This is a genomic window from Arthrobacter sp. Z1-9 (genome assembly GCF_054792695.1).
This window is the reverse complement of record NZ_CP096456.1, coordinates 1,996,731-2,018,205: the sequence shown is the minus strand read 5'-3', so window position 1 is coordinate 2,018,205 and position 21,475 is coordinate 1,996,731. Positions and strand designations below refer to the sequence as shown.

Annotated in this window: 15 protein-coding genes; 5 read left to right on the top strand and 10 right to left on the bottom strand. The window is 65.3% G+C overall.

All coding sequences use genetic code 11. The features are described 5' to 3' along the window. Positions 1–4 precede the first annotated feature (4 nt). From uvrA to M1D93_RS09210, 5 genes are all read right to left on the bottom strand, one after another. On the bottom strand, positions 5–2,929 hold the full coding sequence (gene uvrA / locus M1D93_RS09230) for an excinuclease ABC subunit UvrA (protein ID WP_461174792.1): 2,925 nt from the start codon (positions 2,927–2,929) through the stop codon (positions 5–7). Positions 2,930–2,976: 47 nt separating this feature from the next. Then, positions 2,977–3,357: a GntR family transcriptional regulator gene (locus tag M1D93_RS09225; RefSeq protein ID WP_461174791.1), complete on the bottom strand. Its 381-nt coding sequence runs from the start codon at positions 3,355–3,357 to the stop codon at positions 2,977–2,979. Continuing rightward, positions 3,354–5,075 (bottom strand): ABC transporter ATP-binding protein, encoded by a 1,722-nt coding sequence (locus tag M1D93_RS09220; protein WP_461174977.1) that lies wholly within the window; start codon positions 5,073–5,075, stop codon positions 3,354–3,356. The genes M1D93_RS09225 and M1D93_RS09220 overlap by 4 nt, the downstream gene beginning before the upstream one ends. Before the next feature lie 89 nt (positions 5,076–5,164). Continuing rightward, entirely contained in the window at positions 5,165–6,937 is a 1,773-nt protein-coding gene (locus tag M1D93_RS09215; protein WP_461174976.1) for an ABC transporter ATP-binding protein, read from the bottom strand. Positions 6,938–7,097: 160 nt separating this feature from the next. Then, positions 7,098–7,877, bottom strand: a complete 780-nt coding sequence (locus tag M1D93_RS09210) for a trans-aconitate 2-methyltransferase (protein WP_461174790.1) — start codon at positions 7,875–7,877, stop codon at positions 7,098–7,100. A gap of 97 nt (positions 7,878–7,974) precedes the next feature. Here M1D93_RS09210 and M1D93_RS09205 point away from each other — a divergent pair, with 97 nt between their 5' ends. The 3 genes from M1D93_RS09205 to M1D93_RS09195 all read left to right on the top strand — a co-directional run bounded on the left by M1D93_RS09205 (position 7,975) and on the right by M1D93_RS09195 (position 12,426). Then, positions 7,975–10,521: a DEAD/DEAH box helicase gene (locus tag M1D93_RS09205; protein WP_461174789.1), complete on the top strand. Its 2,547-nt coding sequence runs from the start codon at positions 7,975–7,977 to the stop codon at positions 10,519–10,521. Positions 10,522–10,589: 68 nt separating this feature from the next. After that, on the top strand, positions 10,590–11,090 hold the full coding sequence (locus tag M1D93_RS09200) for a GNAT family N-acetyltransferase (protein WP_461174788.1): 501 nt from the start codon (positions 10,590–10,592) through the stop codon (positions 11,088–11,090). Continuing rightward, positions 11,083–12,426 carry an alpha/beta fold hydrolase gene (locus tag M1D93_RS09195; protein WP_461174787.1) on the top strand — a complete coding sequence of 448 codons (1,344 nt, stop codon included), beginning with the start codon at positions 11,083–11,085 and terminating at the stop codon, positions 12,424–12,426. The genes M1D93_RS09200 and M1D93_RS09195 overlap by 8 nt, the downstream gene beginning before the upstream one ends. 15 nt (positions 12,427–12,441) lie before the next feature. Here M1D93_RS09195 and M1D93_RS09190 read toward each other — a convergent pair whose 3' ends face one another. From M1D93_RS09190 to coaE, 4 genes are all read right to left on the bottom strand, one after another. Continuing rightward, complete coding sequence (locus tag M1D93_RS09190) at positions 12,442–13,833, bottom strand: MFS transporter (RefSeq protein WP_461174786.1); 1,392 nt, start codon at positions 13,831–13,833, stop codon at positions 12,442–12,444. 106 nt (positions 13,834–13,939) lie between these two features. Continuing rightward, on the bottom strand, positions 13,940–14,968 hold the full coding sequence (locus M1D93_RS09185) for a TerC family protein (RefSeq protein ID WP_163163501.1): 1,029 nt from the start codon (positions 14,966–14,968) through the stop codon (positions 13,940–13,942). Positions 14,969–15,171: 203 nt separating this feature from the next. Continuing rightward, positions 15,172–17,268: an excinuclease ABC subunit UvrB gene (gene uvrB / locus M1D93_RS09180; protein WP_461174785.1), complete on the bottom strand. Its 2,097-nt coding sequence runs from the start codon at positions 17,266–17,268 to the stop codon at positions 15,172–15,174. Between the two features lie 88 nt (positions 17,269–17,356). Beyond that, the gene (gene coaE / locus M1D93_RS09175) at positions 17,357–18,571 is read right to left on the bottom strand and encodes a dephospho-CoA kinase (protein WP_461174784.1); all 1,215 of its coding nucleotides are present in this window, start codon (positions 18,569–18,571) and stop codon (positions 17,357–17,359) included. Between the two features lie 34 nt (positions 18,572–18,605). Here coaE and M1D93_RS09170 point away from each other — a divergent pair, with 34 nt between their 5' ends. Together M1D93_RS09170 and M1D93_RS09165 are read left to right on the top strand one after the other, a co-directional pair. Further along, positions 18,606–19,295, top strand: coding sequence for an IMPACT family protein (locus M1D93_RS09170; protein ID WP_461174783.1), 690 nt, complete (start codon positions 18,606–18,608; stop codon positions 19,293–19,295). Further along, complete coding sequence (locus tag M1D93_RS09165; protein WP_461174782.1) at positions 19,279–19,782, top strand: GNAT family N-acetyltransferase; 504 nt, start codon at positions 19,279–19,281, stop codon at positions 19,780–19,782. Before M1D93_RS09170 ends, M1D93_RS09165 begins: the two co-directional genes overlap by 17 nt. A gap of 200 nt (positions 19,783–19,982) precedes the next feature. Here the strand turns inward: M1D93_RS09165 and rpsA are convergent, their stop codons facing one another. Beyond that, complete coding sequence (gene rpsA, locus M1D93_RS09160; RefSeq protein WP_013600871.1) at positions 19,983–21,461, bottom strand: 30S ribosomal protein S1; 1,479 nt, start codon at positions 21,459–21,461, stop codon at positions 19,983–19,985. Between the last annotated feature and the right edge of the window lie 14 nt (positions 21,462–21,475).

The following is a 21,475-nucleotide window of genomic DNA, read 5'->3' as shown; positions in this document are numbered from 1 at the left end:
CTCCTTATGGCAGGATTTCGGCGAGGAAAGTGGCGGTGTGGCTGGTGGTGGACTTGGCCAGCTGTTCGGGCGTACCGGCAGCGACGATCTGGCCGCCTCCCGAGCCGCCGTCGGGACCGAGGTCGACGATCCAGTCGGCACTCTTGATCACGTCCAGGTTGTGTTCGATGGTGATCACCGTGTTGCCTTTGTCCACGAGGCCCTGCAGGACCATCAGCAGCTTGCGGATGTCCTCGAAGTGCAGGCCGGTTGTGGGCTCGTCCAGAACGTAGACGCTGCGGCCGTTGGAACGCTTCTGCAGTTCCGCGGCCAGCTTGACGCGCTGGGCCTCGCCTCCGGACAGGGTGGTCGCCGGCTGCCCAAGGCGGACGTAGCCCAGGCCAACATCCACGAGGGTGTTCAGGTGGCGCGCGATCGGAGAGAAGGCGGCGAAGAACTCCGCGCCCTCCTCGATGGGCATGTTGAGTACGTCCGCGATGGTCTTGCCCTTGTAATGCACTTCAAGGGTCTCGCGGTTGTACCGGGCGCCATGGCACACCTCGCACGGAACATAGACGTCGGGCAGGAAGTTCATTTCGATCTTGAGCGTGCCGTCGCCGGAGCAGGCTTCGCAGCGCCCGCCCTTGACGTTGAAGGAGAACCGGCCCGGCAGGTAGCCGCGGACCTTGGCTTCCGTGGTCTCCGCGAAAAGCTTGCGGATGTTGTCAAAAACGCCCGTGTACGTGGCCGGGTTGGAGCGCGGCGTGCGGCCGATGGGGCTCTGGTCGACGTGTACCACCTTGTCCAGGTGTTCCAGGCCCTGGACGGTCTTGTGCCGGCCGGCCACCTGCTTGGCACCGTTGAGCTTGTTGGCCAGCACCTTGTACAGGATTTCGTTAACGAGGGTGGACTTGCCGGAACCGCTCACGCCGGTCACGGCCGTGAAGAGACCCAGCGGGAACGCGGCGTCGACGTTGATGAGGTTGTTCTCCCGTGCGCCGATCACCTTCAGTTCACGCTTTTTGTCGTACTTCCGGCGCTTTTTCGGAACCTCGATTTTTTTGCGCCCGGACAGGTAGTCGCCGGTCAGTGACGAGGTGTTTTCCAGCAGCTCCTTGTAGGAGCCGGAGTGGACCACCTGGCCGCCGTGTTCACCGGCGCCCGGTCCAATGTCAACCACCCAGTCGGCCACATGGATGGTGTCTTCGTCATGCTCCACCACGATGAGCGTGTTGCCCATGTCCCGGAGCCGGGTGAGGGTGTCGATCAGGCGCCGGTTGTCGCGCTGGTGCAGCCCGATGGAGGGTTCGTCGAGGACATACAGGACACCCACCAGCCCGGAGCCGATCTGGGTGGCCAGCCGGATGCGCTGGGCCTCACCGCCGGACAGGGTGGCGGACGGCCTTTCAAGGTTCAGGTATTCCAGCCCGACATCGAGCAGGAAGGTCAGCCGGGCCTGGATTTCCTTGAGCACCTGGTGCGCGATCTGCGCCTCGCGGCCCGTGAGCACCAGGTTGTTCAGGAACTCCGCGCAATCGCGCATGGGAAGGGCGGCGACGTCAGCGATCGACTTGCCGTTGATCAGCACCGACAGGGAAGCCGGGTTGAGCCGGGCGCCGTTGCACGCGGGGCAGGGAATCTGCCGCATGTACTCTTCGTAGCGGTCGCGGGCCCAGTCGGAATCCGTCTCGCCGTGCTTGCGGTGGACGTACTGGATGGCACCTTCAAAGCCGGTGCTGTACTTCCGTTCCCGGCCGAAGCGGTTCCGGTACTGCACCACAACCTTGTGGTCCTTGCCGTGCAGCACCGTCTGGCGGACGTCGCTGCCCAACTTCTCCCACGGGGTATCCATGGAGAAGCCGAGTTCCTTCGCCAGGCCTTCCAGGAGCCTGTTCCAGTATTCAGTGGTGGCAGTGCCCAGGGACCAGGGAGCGATAGCACCTTCGGACAGCGAGAGTTCCGGGTTGGGAACGATGAGTTCCTCGTCCACCTCCAGCTTGGTGCCGATGCCGCTGCAGGCCGCGCAGGCGCCGAAAGGGTTGTTAAAGGAGAACGACCGGGGCTCGATTTCGTCGATGGCCAGCGGATGTTCGTTAGGGCACGCCAGGTTCTCGGAGAACGCCCGGAGCCGGTGCGGATCATCAGCCTCCAGGTCCACGAACTCGGCGAGGACCCTGCCCTCGGCGAGGCCAAGGGCTGTTTCGATGGAGTCGGTCAGCCGCTGGCTGATGCCTTCCTTGACCACCAGGCGGTCCACCACAACTTCGATGGTGTGCTTGAACTGCTTCCCCAGTTTTGGCGGGTCGTTCAGCTGGACCAGGTTCCCGTCCACGCGGGCACGGGAGTACCCCTTGGCGGTGAGTTCCTTGAAGAGGTCGACGAACTCCCCCTTCCGGCCGCGCACCACGGGAGCGAGGACCTGGAAGCGCGTGCCCTCGTCCAGCTCCAGGAGCTGGTCAACGATCTGCTGCGGCGTCTGCTTGGCAACGGGCTCCCCGCACACAGGGCAATGCGGGCGGCCCACACGCGCCCAGAGCAGTCGCATGTAGTCGTAGATCTCGGTAATGGTTCCCACGGTTGAGCGGGGGTTCTTGCTGGTGGACTTCTGGTCGATGGAGACGGCCGGCGACAGCCCCTCGATGAAGTCGACGTCGGGTTTGTCCACCTGGCCCAGGAACTGCCGGGCGTAGGCGGAGAGCGACTCGACGTAGCGGCGCTGGCCCTCCGCAAAGATGGTGTCGAAGGCGAGTGAGGACTTGCCGGAGCCGGACAACCCGGTGAAAACGATCATGGCGTCACGCGGCAGGTCCAGATCAACGTTGCGCAGGTTGTGCTCCCGGGCGCCCTTGACAACAAGGCGGGAAAGGTCCGGGCGCTTCGGCGGCGCGGACTGGGCTACGGCGGCTACAACGGATTCGATGGCAGATTCTTCAGCTACGGCTTTAGGCACCCACTAATGCTAATCGAAAACTTCTTCGAACATCCACGCGGGAGCCGTCAGCCGCCGTCGTACGCTGCCGCCAGCAGCTGCACCGCCTCGGCGAACGAGGCACCCTGGGCCTTGGCCGCGGCAGCATAGGCTGCAGCAGCCTCCGAAAGTCCACCGAGACGTTCGTCACGTGCACACACCACCGTGCCGTTCCTCCCGCGCGTGGCCACGACGCCGGCCGCCTCAAGCTCCTTGTACGCCCTCGCCACCGTGTGCGGGGCGACGTCCAACCGCTCCGCCAGGGCCCTGACGGCGGGCAGGCGCGTGCCCGGCGGCAGCTTTCCGCCGTCGGCCAGGTGAATGACCTGGAGCCTTAGCTGTTCGAACAGCGGTACCGAGCTGGCCGGGTTCGGCTTCCACGATCCCGGGAAACCGGCTGCCGCGGTCAAATGCCGGCCTCGAGCACGCCGGTCCGTCCTGCCTGGCGGGCAAACTGGGCGTTGTAAAGCCGGGTGTAGTAGCTGTTCGCAGCCAGGAGGTCCTGGTGGCTGCCCTGCTCAACGATGCGTCCGTGGTCCATGACCACGATTAGATCAGCGTCGCGGACGGTGGACAAACGGTGGGCAATAACAAAGCTGGTCCTGCCCCGGCGGAGCCGCTGCATGGCCTGGCGTATCAGCAGTTCTGTCCTCGAATCCACCGAACTGGTTGCTTCATCGAGGATCAGCACAGCCCGGCCCGCCAGCTGGGCCCTGGCGATGGTGATCAGCTGCCGCTGGCCATGGCTGAGCCCGTCGCCGCCGTTCTCCAGCACGGTGTCATACCCGCGGGGCAGGGACCTGACAAAGCGGTCCACGTAGCTGGCCTCCGCCGCCGCCAGGATGTGGGCTTCTGCAGCGCCCGGATTTCCATACGCGATGTTCTCCCGGATGGTGCCCGCAAAGAGCCACGCGTCCTGGAGCACCACCCCGAATTGCTCCCGCAGGAGGTCCCGGGGAATGGCCGCGATGTCCGTCCCGTCGATGGTGATCCGTCCGGAACCTGGCTCGCAGAAGCGCAGCAGGAGGTTGATCACAGTGCTCTTGCCGGCCCCGGTGTGCCCAACGATCGCCACCATCCGGCCCGGCTCCACCGTGAAGGTGAGGTTGCGGACCGCCGGCGCCGCCTCGGGATAACCGAACGTCACGTCGTCGAAAACGATGCGTCCGTGCGGCGCGGCCACCGCGCCTGCTGCCGACGGATCGGCTGGCTCCTCCTCCGCATCGAGCAGGGCGAAGACACGGGCTGCGGAAGCCACACAGGACTGCATCAGGTTAAGCATGCCCCCGATCTGGCCGACGGGCTGGGTAAAGAGCCTGCTGAACTGGATGAAGGCCTGGATGCCGCCGATGGTCATGGCGCCGGCGATGACCTGGAGCGCACCCACCACTGCCACGGCAATGTAGTTCAGGTTGGTCATCAGGATCATCAGCGGCTGCACAATCCCGGCCGAATACTGTGCCCTGGTGGCGGCCCGCGCCAGCCGTTCGTTGCTCGCGGCGAAGACATCCGCAGCCTGCGACTGCTGCCCGAACGCCTTGATGACCTCGTGGCCGGTCACGAACTCCTCCACGTGCGCATTCAGTTCACCGGTTTCCGTCCACTGCCTGGCGAAGTGTGCTTGGGACTTCCTCGCCACCAGCACGGTGATGAGGGTGGAAAAGGGGATCGTCGCAAGTGCAATCGCGGCCAGCAGCGGCGATAACCACAGCATCATGGCCAGCGAACCGCACAGCATCAGGAAGGACATGATCAGTTGTGTCAGGAGCTGGTTCAGCGCCTGGGTGATGTTGTCGATGTCGTTGGTGGCACGGCTGAGGACATCCCCCCTGGAGCGCTCCTGGAAGTAGTGCACCGGCAGCCGGTGCAGTTTTTCCTCCACGGACTCCCGCAGGCCGTACATCAGGCCCTGTACCGAGTGGGCGGAGAGTGCACCCTGGATCCAATTGAACAGGGAAGCGCAGGCATACATCAGCGCCACGGCCCCGAGGAGGACGACGAGCCCTTCCTGGTCCAGTGCACCGCGGAGGACGCCTTCGACCACGACGTCGGTGGCATCACCGAGATACTTGGGCGCGGCGACGTTCAGCCCCGCGAAGGCGCACGTGGCGGCAATTGCGCCCAGCATGCGCCGGCGAAAAGGCCGCAGCAGGGCAAGGAGACGCCGCGCGGTGTGCCAGAACCCTGCCGCGGTCTGTTCGACGCCGGTTGCCTCCGTCACGCGCGTCCGCCCAGTGCCAGCTGGGAGTCGGCTATTTCCCGGTACGTGGGCGAGGTCTCCAGCAACTCCTGGTGCGTTCCCTGCGCCACGAGGCGGCCCCCGTCCAGCACCAAAATCAGGCCCGCGTCTTCAACGGCAGAAATGCGCTCGGCAACGACGACGACGGTCGCGTCGGCCAACGTGGCCTGGAGGGCCTGCCGCAGCCTGGTGTCCGTGTCGTAGTCAAGCGCGGAAAAGCTGTCGTCGAACAGGTACAGGGACGTCTTCCGGAGCAGGGCGCGGGCAATGCACAGCCGCTGCCGCTGGCCGCCCGAGAGGTTGGTGCCGCCTTGGCCAAGCGGTGTGGCAAGGCCCAGCGGCAGGTCCCGCATAAAGCGCATGGTCTGGGCAGTTTCGAGGATGTCCCAGAGCTCCTCGTCCGTTGCGTCCGGCGCGGCCATGCGGAGGTTGTCGGCGATGGTGCCGGTGAAGAGGTGCGAATGTTGGGGAACTATCGCCATGGCGGCGCGCAGGTCGTCCAGGGAAACGTCCTTAATGTCCACGCCCCCCAGGCTGATGCTTCCTGCCGTTGAATCGAGGAAGCGCGGGATCAGGTTCAGGAGCGTGGACTTTCCACTGCCGGTGGAGCCAACGATGGCCGTTGTAGTGCCCGGTCGGGCTGTGAAGCTGATGTCCGCAAGGACCGGTGCTTCTGCACCCGGGTAGGAGAAGCCCACTCCGTTGAATACCAGGGTCCCGGGCGGAAGCGCAGGGGCGGGTTTTACGCCGGTCGCAGTGGCGGGACCTTCCGCGGTCTTTGGGTGCAGGGGTTTCGGGTTCGGTGGTTCCCGTACTGAGGACTCCGTGTCCAGTATGGCGGTGATCCGCTCCGCACAGACAGCTGCGCGGGGTGCCGTCATCAGGACGTACATGGACATCATGATGGCGAGCAGGATCTGCAGGATATAGGCGATGAACGCGGTCAGGGCTCCGAGGTTCATCAGGCCGGCCTGGATCCGGTGGCCCCCGAACCACACCACAGCCACCGAGGAGATGTTGACCACCAGCATCACCAAAGGGAGCATGCCGGCGACCAGCAGCGCGGACTGGAGGTTATTGGCAGTGAGGCTGCCGTTGACCCGGGCGAAGCGCCGGATCTCATGGTCCTGGCGGACAAAGGACCGGATGACACCGGCACCGATGATCTGCTCCCGCAGGATTCCACCGGCGCGGTCCAGCTGATCCTGTCCCTCCCGGTACAGCGGGATCAGCTTCCGGACAATGAGGTACATGATCAGGAGGAGCAGCGGCACAATGATGATCACCACCGAAGACAGCGCCGCGTCCTGCTGCAGGGCCAGGACCACACCGCCTACCCCCATGGCGGGTCCGGCTACGAGCATGGTGAACACCAGCACAGCGAACGCCTGGACCTGCTGGGTGTCGTTCGTGGCGCGGGTGGTCAGGCTTTGGGTCCCGAAGGCCGCAACGTCCTGCGAGGACAGCGCCTGGATCCTTGCGAAGATCTCCCCCCGGAGCTGCCTTCCCATCCTCATCGCAACAACGGCCCCAAGGTATCCCGCTGCTATGGCGGCCGCCGCCTGGAGTACGGCAATCACGGCCATCACTGCTCCCAGGCGGGAGATCACCTGGGTCTGGCCAGCGACGATGCCGTCGTCAATGATGGCTGCGTTGACTGTGGGCAACAGGAGGTTCGCCCCGGCCTGTACCAGCTGCAGGAGGACAATGGCGGTCACGGCAGGTTTGTGGTCTGCCAGCAGCCGCCTCATCAATGCGATCAGCACCATACCTCCACTGCGGTCAGGGAAGCCGTCAAGGCGGTAGCGGCCTCCCCCATCAGCCAATTCCGCAATTGTAAGCCACATCACTTACTTCGCGTGTCACATCGCATGACTTTCTTGTAGAGAATGTCCAGCGAATGGAGGTTTCTCAGTCCTTCCGGCGCCCTACTGCAAAGATCCTGCGGAAAGGAAAGACTGTTCCGTGGGGGCCGACCGGGTAAGCCTCCCGCAATGCGGCAGCGTATTCGGACTCGAAGTCTGCGCCCTCGTCCTGAGGCAGAACCGCCAGGACGGGCCGCAGGGCGGTGCCGCGGACCCACTCCAGGACTGGATCCGGCCCGGGCAATACCTGCTGGTAGGTGGTCTCCCACGCGTCCGCCGCGAAACCGGCGTCGAGCAGTATCCGAAGGTAATCCGCGGGCTCGCCCACCGACTCACCGCCCCGCAACACACCCTGCAGTTTCGGCGCCCACCGGGGAGAGCCCGCGAGCCCCCGCATCAGCGCATGGGAGGGGGCATTGAAGTTGCCTGGAACCTGCATCGCAAACCACGAACCGGGACGGAGCCCGGCCAGCCAGGAACGCATCATGTCCTGGTGTCCGGGGACCCACTGCAGTGCCGCGTTGCTCACCACCACTCCGGTTTCCGCGGTCGGCATCCACTCAGCTATGTCCATAAGGTCAAACCGCAGGGAGGGCCTCCCCTGGGCAACTCCCTCGGCTTTGGCCAGCATGTCGGGCGAGGAATCCAGCCCCACAACGTCGGCTTCGGGCCAGCGCTCCGCGAGGGTGGCGGTGAGGTTTCCCGGTCCGCACCCCAGGTCCACCACCTGTACCGGCGAGTCTGCGTGAACCCTGCCCGTCAGGTCAAAGAACGGCCGGTCCCGGTAATCACCGAACTGGACGTATTTTGCCGGATCCCACTTCATGTCTTCTGTCTCCACGTTCTGGTTTCTGCAGGTACGCCGAAGCCTAACCCGCAGGCAACGGATTTCCGGCTGGGTCCGGGCACTAAGCTGGAAATCAATGAAACTCGTTGACCAGCTGCCCCTTCTGTCCGCCCGGGACCTGCCCGCTTCCGCCGTCGATCCCGACGCCTTGTACACCAGGTTCGTTGAGTGGACCGAAAGCCGGGGGCTGGAGCTGTACCCCGCGCAGGACGAAGCGATTATGGAGCTGGCCACGGGGGCCAACGTCATCCTGGCCACGCCCACCGGTTCCGGGAAGTCGCTCGTAGCCATTGCCGCCCACTTCCAGGCCATGGCACAGGGCCGCCGCAGCTACTACACGGCGCCCATCAAGGCCCTGGTCTCGGAGAAGTTCTTTGCTCTCTGCGAGATCTTCGGGGCCGAGAACGTTGGCATGATCACCGGCGATTCCGGCGTGAACCAGGACGCGCCCATCATCTGCTGCACGGCCGAGATCCTGGCCAACACGGCGCTCCGGGAAGGGGCGGCAGCAGAGCTGGGCTCCGTGATCATGGACGAGTTCCACTTCTACTCGGACCCGCAGCGTGGCTGGGCGTGGCAGGTGCCCCTGCTGGAGCTCCCCCAGGCACAGTTCCTGCTGATGTCGGCCACGCTGGGCGACGTCAGCAGGTTCGAAGAAGGATTGACCGCCCTGACCGGAAGGGCCACCACCACGGTGAGCTCGGCGGAGCGGCCCATTCCGCTGCATTACTACTACCACGAGACACCTGTGCACGAGACGCTTGAGGAGCTGCTCTCCACGAAGCAGGTGCCGGTGTATGTGGTGCATTTCAGCCAGATTGAGGCGATCGACCGCGCGCAGACCCTGATGAGCATCAACGTCTGCACCCGTGAGGAGAAGGACAGGATTGCCGACCTGATCGCCAACTTCCGTTTCGCCGCTGGTTTCGGCAAGACGCTCAACCGCCTGGTCCGCCACGGCATCGGAGTGCATCACGCCGGCATGCTCCCGAAATACCGCCGGCTGGTGGAACAGCTGGCGCAGGCTGGCCTGTTGAAGGTCATCTGCGGCACCGACACGCTGGGCGTGGGCATAAACGTGCCCATCCGCACAGTGCTCCTGACAGCCCTGAGCAAGTACGACGGCGTCCGCACCCGGCTGCTTAACCCGCGTGAGTTCCACCAGATTGCGGGCAGGGCCGGCAGGGCCGGCTACGACACCGCCGGGACGGTGGTGGTCCAGGCCCCCGAGCATGTCACCGAGAACGTAAAGGCAATGGCCAAGGCCACCGCCAAGTTCGGGGACGACCAGAAGAAGCTGCGGCAGGTGGTGAAGAAAAAGCCGCCGGAGGGCTTTGTGTCCTGGGGCGAACCCACTTTCAAGCGGCTGGTGGAATCGGTGCCGGAGCCGCTCACGTCCAGCTTCACGGTGACGCACGCCATGTTGATGAACCTGATGGAAAGGCCCGGCGACCCCTTTGCCGCTGCCCGGCGCCTCCTGACCGAAAACCACGAAACCCGGTCCTCGCAGCTGCAGCTTATGAAGAAGGCCCTGGGCATCTACCGTGAGCTGCTGGCCGCCGAGGTAGTGGAGCGGATCCCTCCCGAACAGCAGGGGCCCGACGGCCGTACGGTGCGGCTCACCGTGCACCTGCAGCCCAACTTCGCGCTGAACCAGCCGCTGTCCCCCTTCGCGCTTGCCGCGCTGGAGCTCCTTGATCCGGAGTCGCCGTCGTACGCCCTGGATGTGGTGTCCGTGATCGAGGCGACGCTGGAAAAGCCGCGCCAGATCCTCTCTGCCCAGCAGAAGAAGGCCCGCGGCGAAGCGATAGCGGCGATGAAGGCGGACGGCATCGAGTACGACCAGCGCATGGCGATGCTGGAGGAAGTGACGTACCCGCAGCCTCTGGCTGAGATACTGCGGGAAGCCTTCGAGGTGTACCGCAAGGCCGCCCCCTGGGTGGGCGATTTTGAACTGGCGCCGAAGTCCGTGGTGCGGGACATGTACGAGCGTGCCATGAACTTCGGTGAATTCGTGCAGTTCTATGGCCTGGCCCGCTCGGAAGGCATCGTCCTGCGGTACCTGGCCGATGCGTTCAAGGCGCTGCGGCAGACAGTGCCGCAGGACATGCTGCGGGAAGACCTGGAGGACCTCATTGCCTGGCTGGGCGAACTGGTACGCCAGGTCGACTCCAGCCTGCTGGACGAGTGGGAGGAACTGACGTCCGGCGCGGCCCCCACCCCGCACGATGCACCGCCGCCTCCGCCGCCGTCGCTCACCTCCAATATCCGCGCCTTCCGGGTGATGGTGCGCAACGAGATGTTCCGGCGGGTGGAACTGTTCGCCGATGAGGACGCCGCGGCCCTGGGCGAACTGGACGGCGGCGCGGGCTGGGACGCCGACCGCTGGGAAGACGTCCTGGATGACTACTTCGACGAACACAACGACATCGGCACGGGCCCGGACGCCCGCGGCCCAGGACTGCTCATCATCACCGAGGAGCCCGGGGTGTGGAAGGTCCGGCAGATCTTCGACGACCCCGCCCGGAACCACGACTGGGGAATCTCCGCCGAGGTGGACCTTGAGGCCTCCGATGAATCCGGAACAGCCGTGGTGCGCGTGACGAACGTAAACCGGCTGTGACAGGCGCGCTGCGCCGCCTGAGGGGTGGGCTGACTGCGGCGGCAGCGTGCCGGCGGTAAGCTCGAACAATGAGTGTAATCCGCCCTGCAACGCCGCAAGACGTCCCCGCCATCCTCCGCATGATCCACGAACTGGCGCACTACGAGAAGGAACCGGACGCAGTCCGCAACACTCCGGAGATGCTGCAGCAGGTCCTCTTCGGCGCGAACCCACGGGTCTTTGCGGCCATGGCCGAGAACGATCACGGTGACGTGCGCGGCTTTGCCCTGTGGTTCCTGAACTACTCAACGTGGGAAGGTGTCCACGGAATCTACCTGGAGGACCTCTACGTCAGCCCGGAGGCCCGGGGCGAGGGGCACGGCAAGGCGCTGCTGCAGCACCTGGCCGGCATCGCCGTCGAGAACGGCTACGCGAGGGTGGAGTGGAGCGTGCTGGACTGGAACGAGCCGTCCATCAACTTCTACCGCCGTCTGGGCGCCAGGCCCATGGACGGCTGGTCCACGTTCCGGCTCACCGGCGAGGCCCTCGAGCAGTTCGGCAGCGCCGTGCCGGCCGCCGCCAATGGCTGACGTGCAGCTGGCCGCCGACCGCGGACAGGTGCGGCACGAGGTCAGGGCCCGCCATGAATTCCGCGGCATGCGGACCGTTGAGCACTTCTTCACGGTGCCACTGGACCACTTCGGGTCCTCCCCCGATCCGGAAACCATCACGGTGTTCGCCCGCGAATACGTTTCAGCCTCGCACACCGAGGAGGAAGCCGCGCAGCTGCCCTGGCTGCTGTTCCTGCAGGGCGGTCCGGGCGGCCGCGGCAACAGGTTCGGTTCGCTGGGCGGCTGGAGCAAGGCAGCCGCCAAGGACTTCCGGATCCTGATGCTGGACCAGCGCGGCACCGGGCTCTCCACTCCCATCGACCGGAACACCCTGCCATTGCGGGGCACGGCGGAACAGCAGGCCGCCTTCCTGGAGCACTTCCGGGCTGATTCGATCGTGGCCGACGCCGAACTGATCCGGGACGCCCTGGGCTCGGGAGCCTGGAGCATCTACGGGCAGAGCTATGGCGGCTTCTGCGCGCTCACTTACCTTTCGTTCGCCCCGGAAGGCCTTCGGGAAGTGGTCATCACCGGTGGGCTGGCCCCGCTGGCCGGCTCCGCTGACGACGTGTACCGCGACACCTTCCAGCGCGTGGCAGCACGGAACGCGGAGTACTTTGGCTGGTACCCCGAGGACCGGGCCAGGGTGGAGCGGATTGCGCGCCATCTGCGGAGCACCCCTGAATTCCTGCCCGACGGCGGCCCCCTCACCGTGGAGCGCTTCCAGATGGCGGGCGCGTTCCTGGGCGGCAACACCAGGGTGGACAGCCTGCACTACCTGCTGGAGGATGCATTCACCAAGACCGCCGGGGGCACCCGGCTTTCGGATCCTTTCCTGGAACAGATGCAGGGGATAGTGTCCCGCCGCTCAAACCCGCTGTACGCCCTCATGCATGAGTCCATCTACGGGCAGGGCGGGGCCACTGACTGGTCTGCCTGGCGGATTTTGCGTGAGTATCCGGAGTTCGGCCCGGACGCGGAACCACTGCTGCTGACCGGCGAAATGGTTTACCCGTGGTACTTCGACCAGGACCCGGCCCTCCGGCCCCTCCGCGAGGTGGCAGGGCTCCTGGCCGCCAAGCCGGACTGGAAACCCCTGTACGACGTTCACCGGCTCGCCGCCAACACCGTCCCGGTAGCCGCGGCCGTCTACTCCGACGACATTTACGTGGACCGGAACCTGTCCCTGGAGACTGCCTCGGCTGTCCGGGGGCTGCAGGTGTGGGAGACGGCGGACTTCCATCACGACGGCATCGCCGACGACGGTGAGGGGATCTTTACCCGCCTGCTGGGAATGGCACGCGCCCGCAGTTGATCCTTGCTGCGCGGCTTAGGGCGCCGGTGCGCCCCGCCTGCGAGCCACAACCGTCATCCCGGCGGCGGCCAGGACCACCGCTGCCACCACGGCGCCCGCCATGTTCAGCCCGAGGTAGCCGGCCTGGCTTAGCACCAGGCCGGACACGGCCCCGCCCACCGCGCCGGCGATTCCCATCAGCATGTCCGAAACACCCTGGACCACCACGCGGGAGTCCTGGCCGACGCTCTCGGCCAGGAGCGTGGAGCCCGAGATGGTGGACGCTGACCAGCCCAGGCCCAGCAGGACCAGCCCCACAGCGACTGCGGCGGTGGAGCCTTGGCCGAACCCTGCGACGGCGACGGCGGTGATCAGCAGGCCGAAGCCGATCATGATGGTTTCGGTCCTGCCCGCTTTGTCGGTCAACCAGCCCATCACCGGTGACAGCGCAAACATGCCCGCAATGTGCAGGGAGATGGTGAATCCGATGATTACCAGCACATCGCCGGACGCCGCGTGGCCGGCATGCGACGCGGCCGGCCCTTCGACGAGGTGCTGCAGGTGCAGCGGTGTCATGGACATAACGCCCACCATCACCGCGTGGGCCCCAACAACGGCGGACACGGCGAGCAGTGCCATCCGGGAACCGCGGATGGCCCGCATTCCCCGGGCCAACGACCCGCCAGGCGGTGTTAGACCGCCGGGCGGTGTTGGAGGACCGTGGAGGCGTGATGCTTCGGCCTGGGGGCTCCCCTGCCGCGGGGAATTCCCTGGGCCGGAAGCCGCCGAGGCTGCGAGGCTGCGCGCCAGCAGCAGGGGGTCTGGCCTCAGGCCGGCGAAGAGCAGCACAGTGGCCACGAGGAGTCCGGCCCCCGAGATCACGAACGGACCGGCGACGGGAGGCAGGCCGAGCGCCTCGCCCACCACGGTGCCAGGCTGGATCAGGTTGGGGCCGGCCACGGCGCCGACTGTCACTGCCCAGACCACGGCGGACAGGGACCGGCCGCGGTGTTCGGCATCAGCGAGGTCGACGGCGGCAAACCGGGCCTGCAGGCTTGCGGCGGTTCCAACCCCGATACCGGCCGCACCGAGCACCAGCAGGACGAAGGCGCCCCAAACCACGGAAAGCACTATCAGCAGGGTGCCCAGCAGTGCCGCCGAGAGCCCGGCGACCTGGCCAATCCGGCGTCCCCGGTGATCGGCAAGGGCGGCGAGGGGCAGGGCAGCCAGCGCTGCCCCCAGGGTCATCACCGTGGCTACGGCACCCGCCCAGGCGCTCGATCCGGAGAGCTCGACGGCCAGGATGGAACCGATGGAAACGGTGGCCCCGGTTCCAATCCCGCCAAAGACCTGGGCTGCACTCAGCAGCACCACGGTGCGGCGTTGCACCTGGCGCACTCCGCTTTCCGTCATCAAAGTGCCGGCCATGATCAGAGCATAGCCCTCACCGCCCGGGTCTTATAGACCCGCATTAAAGCCAACAATCCCGGCCGCATGGCGGCCGGGATCGCAGGTGTTCCAGGAGCGGAAAGAACTAGTCGACGTCGCTGTGGCTCTTGCGTACGTCTTCTTCGAGGCGCGGATCCAGGTGGGTTTCCTTGGCCTTGGAGCTGAGCAGGCTGGCAACCACCGCGATGATGATGGTGCCGACGATGACCGCCAGGGACACAAAGGTGGGAATCTCGGGAGCCCATTCGATGTGCTGGCCGCCGTTGATGAACGGCAGTTCGTTGACGTGCATTGCGTGCAGGACCAGCTTCACGCCGATGAACGCCAGGATGAAGGACAGTGCGTGCTTCAGGTAGATCAGGCGGTTCATGAGGCCACCCAGCAGGAAGTACAGCTGGCGGAGGCCCATCAGGGCGAACAGGTTCGCCGTGAAGACGATGAACGGGCTCTGGGTCAGGCCGAAGATTGCGGGGATGGAGTCTACGGCGAAGAGCAGGTCCGTGAGGCCGATGGTGATGAACACGATCAGCATCGGGGTGAAGACCTTCTTGCCGTCCACCGTGGTGCGCAGCTTGCCGCCGTCGAACTTCTCGGACATGGGGATGACCTTGCGGATCTTGGCGATCAGCGGGTTCTCCCGGTCTTCTTCGTCTTCGCCTTCGTCCTGGGCCTGCTTCCAGGCGGTCCAGAGCAGGAAGGCGCCGAAGATGTAGAATACCCAGCTGAACTGTTCGATCACGATGGCGCCGAGCAGGATGAAGATGCCGCGCAGGATCAGGGCGATGATGATGCCCACCATCAGCACTTCCTGCTGGTACTTCCGGGGCACGGAGAACCTGGCCATGATGATGATGAAGACAAAGAGGTTGTCGATGCTGAGGCTGTATTCCGTCACCCAGCCGGCGACGAACTGCCCGCCGTATTCAGGGCCGGTGAAGGCGAACATGGCGCCGGCGAACACCAGGGCCAGGGAGACATAGAACGCCACCCACAGTCCGGCTTCCTTCATAGAGGGTTCGTGGGGGCGGCGCACCACGAGGAGAAGGTCGATCAGGAGGATCAGGCCGAGGACGACAAGGGAGCCGACCTCGAACCACACGGGCAATTCGAGCACAGGGTAGCCTTTCGCAGGGTACAGAGATGCAGTGTAAGTCTCTCCGGCCTGCCTGTGCACTTGGTGCTGATGTGGCGGCCCGCTACGCCCGGCGGGGCAACCATGCCCTGCGTGTTGACGATCGTAGCGCTCGGGATACTCCCCTACGTGGCATTAACTGTACCCCAGGCCGGGGCCCCACCGCTTCACCGCTGGCGTTTGCGTCAGGCGTGCCCGGCGGCCTGCATCTGGCGCAGTTCCTTTTTCAGTTCACTGACTTCGTCCCTGATCCGCGCTGCCACCTCGAACTGCAGCTCGGCGGCGGCCCCGTGCATCTGTTCCGTCAGCTGTTCAATCAGGCCCACGAGGTCCTCTGCGGGTGCGGCGGCGAGTCCATCGGACCGCACCTGCGCGGCACCCTTTGCAGCGGCCTTCCGTTTGCCGCCCTTGGCCAGGCGGTTGTTGCTGAGCAGTTCCTGGGTGTCGGCGTCTTCCTTGGCCAGCTGGTCGGTGATGTCGGCGATCTTCTTCCGCAGCGGCTGCGGATCGATGCCCCTTTCCGTGTTGTATGCCACCTGAATGGCGCGCCGGCGGTTGGTTTCGTCGATGGCGTGGGCCATGGAGTCTGTGATCCGGTCGGCGTACATGTGCACCTGCCCGGAGACGTTACGGGCGGCGCGGCCGATGGTCTGGATGAGCGACGTGGAGGACCGCAGGAAGCCTTCCTTGTCAGCGTCCAGAATGCTCACCAGGGAGACTTCGGGCAGGTCCAGGCCTTCCCGGAGCAGGTTGATGCCCACAAGGACATCGAATGTGCCCATCCGTAGCTCACGGAGGAGCTCCACACGCCGCAGGGTGTCCACGTCTGAGTGCAGGTACTCCACCTTCACGCCGTGGCCCAGCAGGTAGTCAGTAAGGTCCTCCGACATCCGTTTGGTGAGCGTGGTGACCAGGACCCGTTCGTTCTTCTCCGTGCGCGTCTTGATTTCGCCCAGCAGGTCATCGATCTGGCCCTTGGTGGGCTTGACCACCACCTCGGGGTCGATCAGTCCGGTGGGCCGGATGATCTGCTGGACCGTGCCGTCCGCTTTGCCCAACTCGTATTTGCCGGGAGTCGCGGACAGGTAGACGGTCTGGCCTACGCGTTGGAGGAATTCATCCCACTTGAGCGGGCGGTTGTCCATGGCGGACGGCAGGCGGAAGCCGAAGTCCACCAGGTTCCGCTTGCGGGACATGTCGCCTTCATACATGGCGCCGATTTGGGGAATGGTCACGTGGGACTCGTCGACCACCAGCAGGAAGTCGTCCGGGAAATAGTCAATGAGGCAGTGCGGGGCGGTCCCGGGGGCACGGCCGTCGATGTGCGATGAGTAGTTCTCGATGCCGTTGCAGAAGCCCATCTGCTGCATCATCTCGAGATCGTAGGTAGTGCGCATCCGCAGCCGCTGCGCCTCGACAAGTTTGTTCTGGCTTTCCAGGACCTTCAGCCGGTCGGCGAGTTCGTCTTCGATCCGCTTGATTGCCCTCGCCATCCGTTCGGGCCCGGCCACATAGTGCGAGGCCGGGAAAACGTACATCTCCTCTTCGTCCCGGATCATTTCACCGGTCAGCGGATGCAGCGTGTGGATGTTCTCAATCTCATCCCCGAAAAACTCGATCCGAATGGCCAGTTCCTCGTACATGGGAATGATTTCCACGGTGTCGCCGCGGACCCGGAAGGTGCCGCGGTGGAAATCCATGTCGTTGCGCGCGTATTGCATGGCAACGAATTTGCGGAGCAGGTGGTCACGGTTCATCTCCGCCCCCTTGCGGAGGGTCACCATGCCGGCGATGTATTCCTCCGGGGTGCCGAGGCCGTAGATACAGGACACCGTAGCCACCACAATGACGTCGCGGCGTGTCAGCAGCGCATTGGTGGCGGAGTGGCGGAGCCGTTCCACTTCCTCGTTGATGGAGGAGTCCTTCTCGATGAACGTGTCCGTCTGGGCTACGTAGGCTTCGGGCTGGTAGTAGTCGTAGTAAGAAACGAAGTACTCCACCGCGTTGTTGGGCAGGAGTTCACGGAATTCGTTGGCCAGCTGCGCCGCGAGGGTCTTGTTCTGGACCATCACCAGGGTGGGCCGCTGGACCTGTTCGATCAGCCAAGCGGTGGTGGCGCTCTTGCCGGTTCCGGTGGCGCCGAGCAGGACTACGTCCTTTTCGCCGTTCTTAATCCGTTCCGTCAGTTCAGCAATGGCGGCGGGCTGGTCGCCGGCAGGCTTGAACTCGCTGATGACCTCGAAGGGGGCTACAACACGGTTGATCTCCTGCGCAAGGCTCATGGTTCTAATTTACCGTGGGGCACCGACACTGCGGGGGCACGTCCGTTACGGGCGAACACCCGCCGGGGGGGGTGTCCTTGGACCGGCCTCAGGATGGGTACGACGGCGGTTCCCACCCGGTTGCCTCGGCCCAGGCGGACATCCGCGGCCACGCAACATCCGTGAACCACGGTTCCTTGGCCTCCGCATACGCCCTGGTGCTGGCCGAGCCGGCAAAGCGCCCGGCAAGGTCTGCCTTGTGGGCCGCATAGAGCCGGAGCGCGGCCGGGTCATCCCGCAGCCAGTCCCGGAACATCAGGGCGTACCGCCACCCCGGGGAGCCGGCAGCGCGGACGTGGATGTTGACTGGCCTGCCGGGGTCCGCATTGGCATGGAACCGCTTCTGCCACTGCAGGGGGTCGGGGTCCGTCGGTTTTGGCGCATCGGACGCCGCGCCGGGCACCAGGGGGAAACCGGCTTCTGCCAGCGTTGGTGCAGCACGGTCTGCAGCGTCCATGCCGGACACCACAACCTGCAGGTCGATGACGTCTTTCGCGGCAAGCCCGGGAACGGAGGTGGAACCGATGTGGTCCACCGCCAGGATGAGTCCAGGCGCCGCCGTCGCCAGCCTCGCCGCAATCCTGGCCGCCTGCTTCGCCCACTCCTCCCGGTATGGTTCCAGGACAGGCCCGCCGTTCCTTATCGCGCGCGTCCCGGCAGCCAGGTTCCGGGCGAATGGCACCAGCCGCCCATCCCAGAGTTCGTCCACCTGCTTAACCAGCTGGTTCAGGGTGCCCGAGTTGTCGAGGACGACGTCGGCCGCCGCCAATCGATCCTCCCGGGACGCCTGCGCCGCCATTCGTGAGCGGGCGGCCTCGCCGGTCATCCCGCGGTGGTCCACCATCCGCTGCACCCGTACGTCATCAGGCGCATCTACTACCAGGACGAGGTGGAAGTTGCTGCCCTGTCCGGTTTCCACGAGCAGCGGTATATCCTGCACCACCACGGCACCATCAGGAGCAGCTTCGACCATGGCCGCTGCCCGCGACCGGACCAGCGGGTGGACGATCCCGTTCAGCGCCGCCAGCCGTGCAGGATCGCCAAACACCATCGCTCCGAGTTTGGGCCGGTCCAGCCGGCCGTCGGGGCCCAGAACCCCGTTGCCGAACTCAGCAACAATCCGTTGCAGGCCTTCCGTGCCCGGTTCCACCACTTCCCGTGCCAGCGCGTCAGCATCCACCAGCACTGCCCCGCGTTCCCTGAGCCGTGACGCGACTACCGACTTTCCTGAGGCGATCCCGCCCGTCAACCCGATCTTCAGCACCCTCCAACACTAATCCCCACTTAGACTGGGGCGGATGCAAGAGTCAGACAGCAGGACCACTGCCTACACCACCTTGGCGTCCGGGCCGGACTTCCGCCATGAGATCGAGATCAAACGCTCCAGGTTCATTGCGGTGCTGCGCAGGGCGGCCAGCGAGGAAGCCGCAAGGGACCTGGTGGCCGGCCTCCGCCGCGAGTTCCACGACGCCCGGCACCACTGCTCAGCCTTCATTCTCGGCCCTGACCGGGACATCCAGCGCTCCAGCGACGACGGCGAGCCCTCCGGTACGGCCGGCATCCCGATGCTTGAGGCGCTAGCCAAAAGGGAAACGACGCCCGGGGTGGCCGACCTCAGCGACGTGGGCGCCGTCGTCGTCCGCTACTTCGGAGGGGTCCTCCTCGGAGCGGGCGGACTGGTGCGCGCGTACTCGGAGTCAGTGTCCTCGGCCCTTTCCCTGGCGCCCATGGTGCGCCGCAGCAGGTTGCGGATCTGCTCTGCGGAAGTTCCGCATGCTGCCGCCGGCAGGCTGGAAAACGACCTGCGGGCTGCTGGTTTCGTGATGGCGGACACCAGCTACGGCGCGCAGCACACGGTCCTGCGGCTGGCGCTGCCGGACGAAGCCGGTGAAATTTCGGCCGCCGCGGAGCGTCTTCAGTCGCTCACCGCGGGCAGTGCCGTGCTCCAGCCCGAAGGAACGGAGTGGGTGGATGTCCCCTTCCCCTGACGTGTCACTGGTGGATGTGAATGAAGCAGTGCTGGAGCAGCTCCTGGAACTCGCCAAGCGCGACGCGTCCCCCGACGAGGTGGCGCCCCCGCTGGGCGGCCCGGGCTGGAACCTGGAACGTACGGCGTGGTTCTTCAGCTATCACCGCGCCGCCGCCCGGGGCCTCGACGGAGATGCAGGCGAGAAGACGTGGGGCATTCTCGCCGACGGCAGCCTTGCCGGCTCCATCCGCCTCCGCCGCGTTGACTCCGGCAACGGTGTGGCTGTTGCCGACACGGGCATCTGGCTCGGCAGGAGCTTTCGGTCCCGGGGCATCGGTACCGCTGCCCTGCGCCTGGTCCTTGATGAGGCCCGCAGCGCCGGCATCGCTGAGGTTACCGCCCGGACCCTGACCGGAAACCTCGGCGCCCAGCGCGTCCTTGCCTCCGCCGGGGCAGTCCTGACGCCCGACGACGACGGGACAGTAAGCGCCGTCGTCGTACTTTAACTCCCCCGGTTGACGGGATTGCGTAACTTTTGTGGCGCATACTGCCTGCGGAGTGTGGTTTCGCAGGGAAGCCGGCCAGGCGAGGTGCCATAAAGCACGCATTCAGGTCGCCCCGCCACCCGCTGTTAAAGCAAACAGACCCCCTGCCTTGTGGGCAGGGGGTCTGTTGCGTTGGTCCGGAAAGTCCGGACCGGTGGCAATTAGTTGCCGGTCAGCTTCTCGCGCAGGGCGGCGAGGGCCTCGTCGGATGCAAGCGTACCTGCACCGGCGTTGGACTCAGCAGCAGGCTCCGAGGAGTAGCTGGTGGTGCCGGAATCGCTGTCACCGGACGTTGCAGCAGCAGCGTCGTCGGCAGCGTGCTGGGCAACCTGCTTCTTGTGGGCTTCCCAGCGGGTCTGGGCGTCAGCGTACTGCTGCTCCCAGGCGGCGCGCTGGTTCTCGTAGCCTTCAAGCCACTCGTTGGACTCGGGATCGAAGCCCTCGGGGTACTTGTAGTTGCCCTCTTCGTCGTACTCTGCGGCCATGCCGTACAGAGCCGGATCGAATTCGGTGCTGTCGGCGTCGACGCCCTCGTTGGCCTGCTTGAGGGAGAGGGAGATGCGGCGGCGCTCGAGGTCGATGTCGATGACCTTGACGAACAGCTCGTCGCCAACGGAGACAACCTGCTCTGCCAGCTCCACGTGGCGCACAGCCAGCTCGGAGATGTGGACCAGGCCTTCGATGCCGTCTTCGACGCGGACGAACGCACCGAACGGAACGAGCTTGGTGACCTTACCCGGAACAACCTGGCCGAGGGCGTGGGTGCGGGCGAAGGTCTGCCACGGATCTTCCTGCGTAGCCTTGAGCGACAGGGAAACACGCTCGCGGTCCAGGTCCACCTCGAGAACCTCGACGGTGACTTCCTGGCCAACTTCGACAACCTCGGACGGGTGGTCGATGTGCTTCCAGGACAGCTCGGAAACGTGAACCAGGCCGTCTACGCCGCCCAGGTCCACGAAGGCACCGAAGTTGACGATGGAGGAAACGACGCCGGGACGGACCTGGCCCTTTTCCAGCTTGTTGAGGAAGGTGGAGCGGACCTCGGACTGGGTCTGCTCGAGCCATGCACGGCGGGAGAGGACCACGTTGTTGCGGTTCTTGTCCAGCTCGATGATCTTGGCTTCGATCTGCTGGCCGATGTACGGAGCCAGGTCGCGCACACGGCGCATCTCGACGAGGGATGCGGGCAGGAAGCCGCGCAGGCCGATGTCGAGGATAAGACCACCCTTGACGACCTCGATGACGGTACCGGTGACAACACCGTCTTCTTCCTTGACCTTCTCGATGTCGCCCCAGGCACGCTCGTACTGAGCGCGCTTCTTGGAGAGGATCAGGCGGCCTTCTTTGTCTTCCTTGGTGAGCACCAGGGCTTCGACCTGATCGCCAACGGAGACGACGTCTCCGGGATCAACGTCGTGCTTGATGGACAGCTCACGGGAGGGGATGACACCTTCGGTCTTGTAACCGATGTCGAGCAGGACTTCATCGCGGTCGACCTTGACGACGGTACCTTCGACGAGGTCTCCGTCGTTGAAGTACTTGATGGTGGCGTCGACAGCTGCGAGGAAGTCCTCAGCGGTACCGATGTCGTTAATGGCGACTACGGGGGTACCGGGCTTCTCGGTGGAGGTGATGGTCATGTAGTAGGGGCTCC

Coding starts and splice junctions, on each gene's coding strand:
- M1D93_RS09215 (WP_461174976.1), bottom strand. CDS start 6,937: ATGAGGCGGCTGCTGGCAGACCACAAACCTGCCGTGACCGCCATTGTC.
- rpsA (WP_013600871.1), bottom strand. CDS start 21,461: ATGACCATCACCTCCACCGAGAAGCCCGGTACCCCCGTAGTCGCCATT.
- M1D93_RS09200 (WP_461174788.1), top strand. CDS start 10,590: ATGAGTGTAATCCGCCCTGCAACGCCGCAAGACGTCCCCGCCATCCTC.
- M1D93_RS09205 (WP_461174789.1), top strand. CDS start 7,975: ATGAAACTCGTTGACCAGCTGCCCCTTCTGTCCGCCCGGGACCTGCCC.
- M1D93_RS09220 (WP_461174977.1), bottom strand. CDS start 5,075: ATGCTGGGCGCAATTGCCGCCACGTGCGCCTTCGCGGGGCTGAACGTC.
- uvrB (WP_461174785.1), bottom strand. CDS start 17,268: ATGAGCCTTGCGCAGGAGATCAACCGTGTTGTAGCCCCCTTCGAGGTC.
- M1D93_RS09170 (WP_461174783.1), top strand. CDS start 18,606: ATGCAAGAGTCAGACAGCAGGACCACTGCCTACACCACCTTGGCGTCC.
- M1D93_RS09165 (WP_461174782.1), top strand. CDS start 19,279: ATGTCCCCTTCCCCTGACGTGTCACTGGTGGATGTGAATGAAGCAGTG.
- M1D93_RS09210 (WP_461174790.1), bottom strand. CDS start 7,877: ATGAAGTGGGATCCGGCAAAATACGTCCAGTTCGGTGATTACCGGGAC.
- M1D93_RS09190 (WP_461174786.1), bottom strand. CDS start 13,833: ATGGCCGGCACTTTGATGACGGAAAGCGGAGTGCGCCAGGTGCAACGC.
- M1D93_RS09195 (WP_461174787.1), top strand. CDS start 11,083: ATGGCTGACGTGCAGCTGGCCGCCGACCGCGGACAGGTGCGGCACGAG.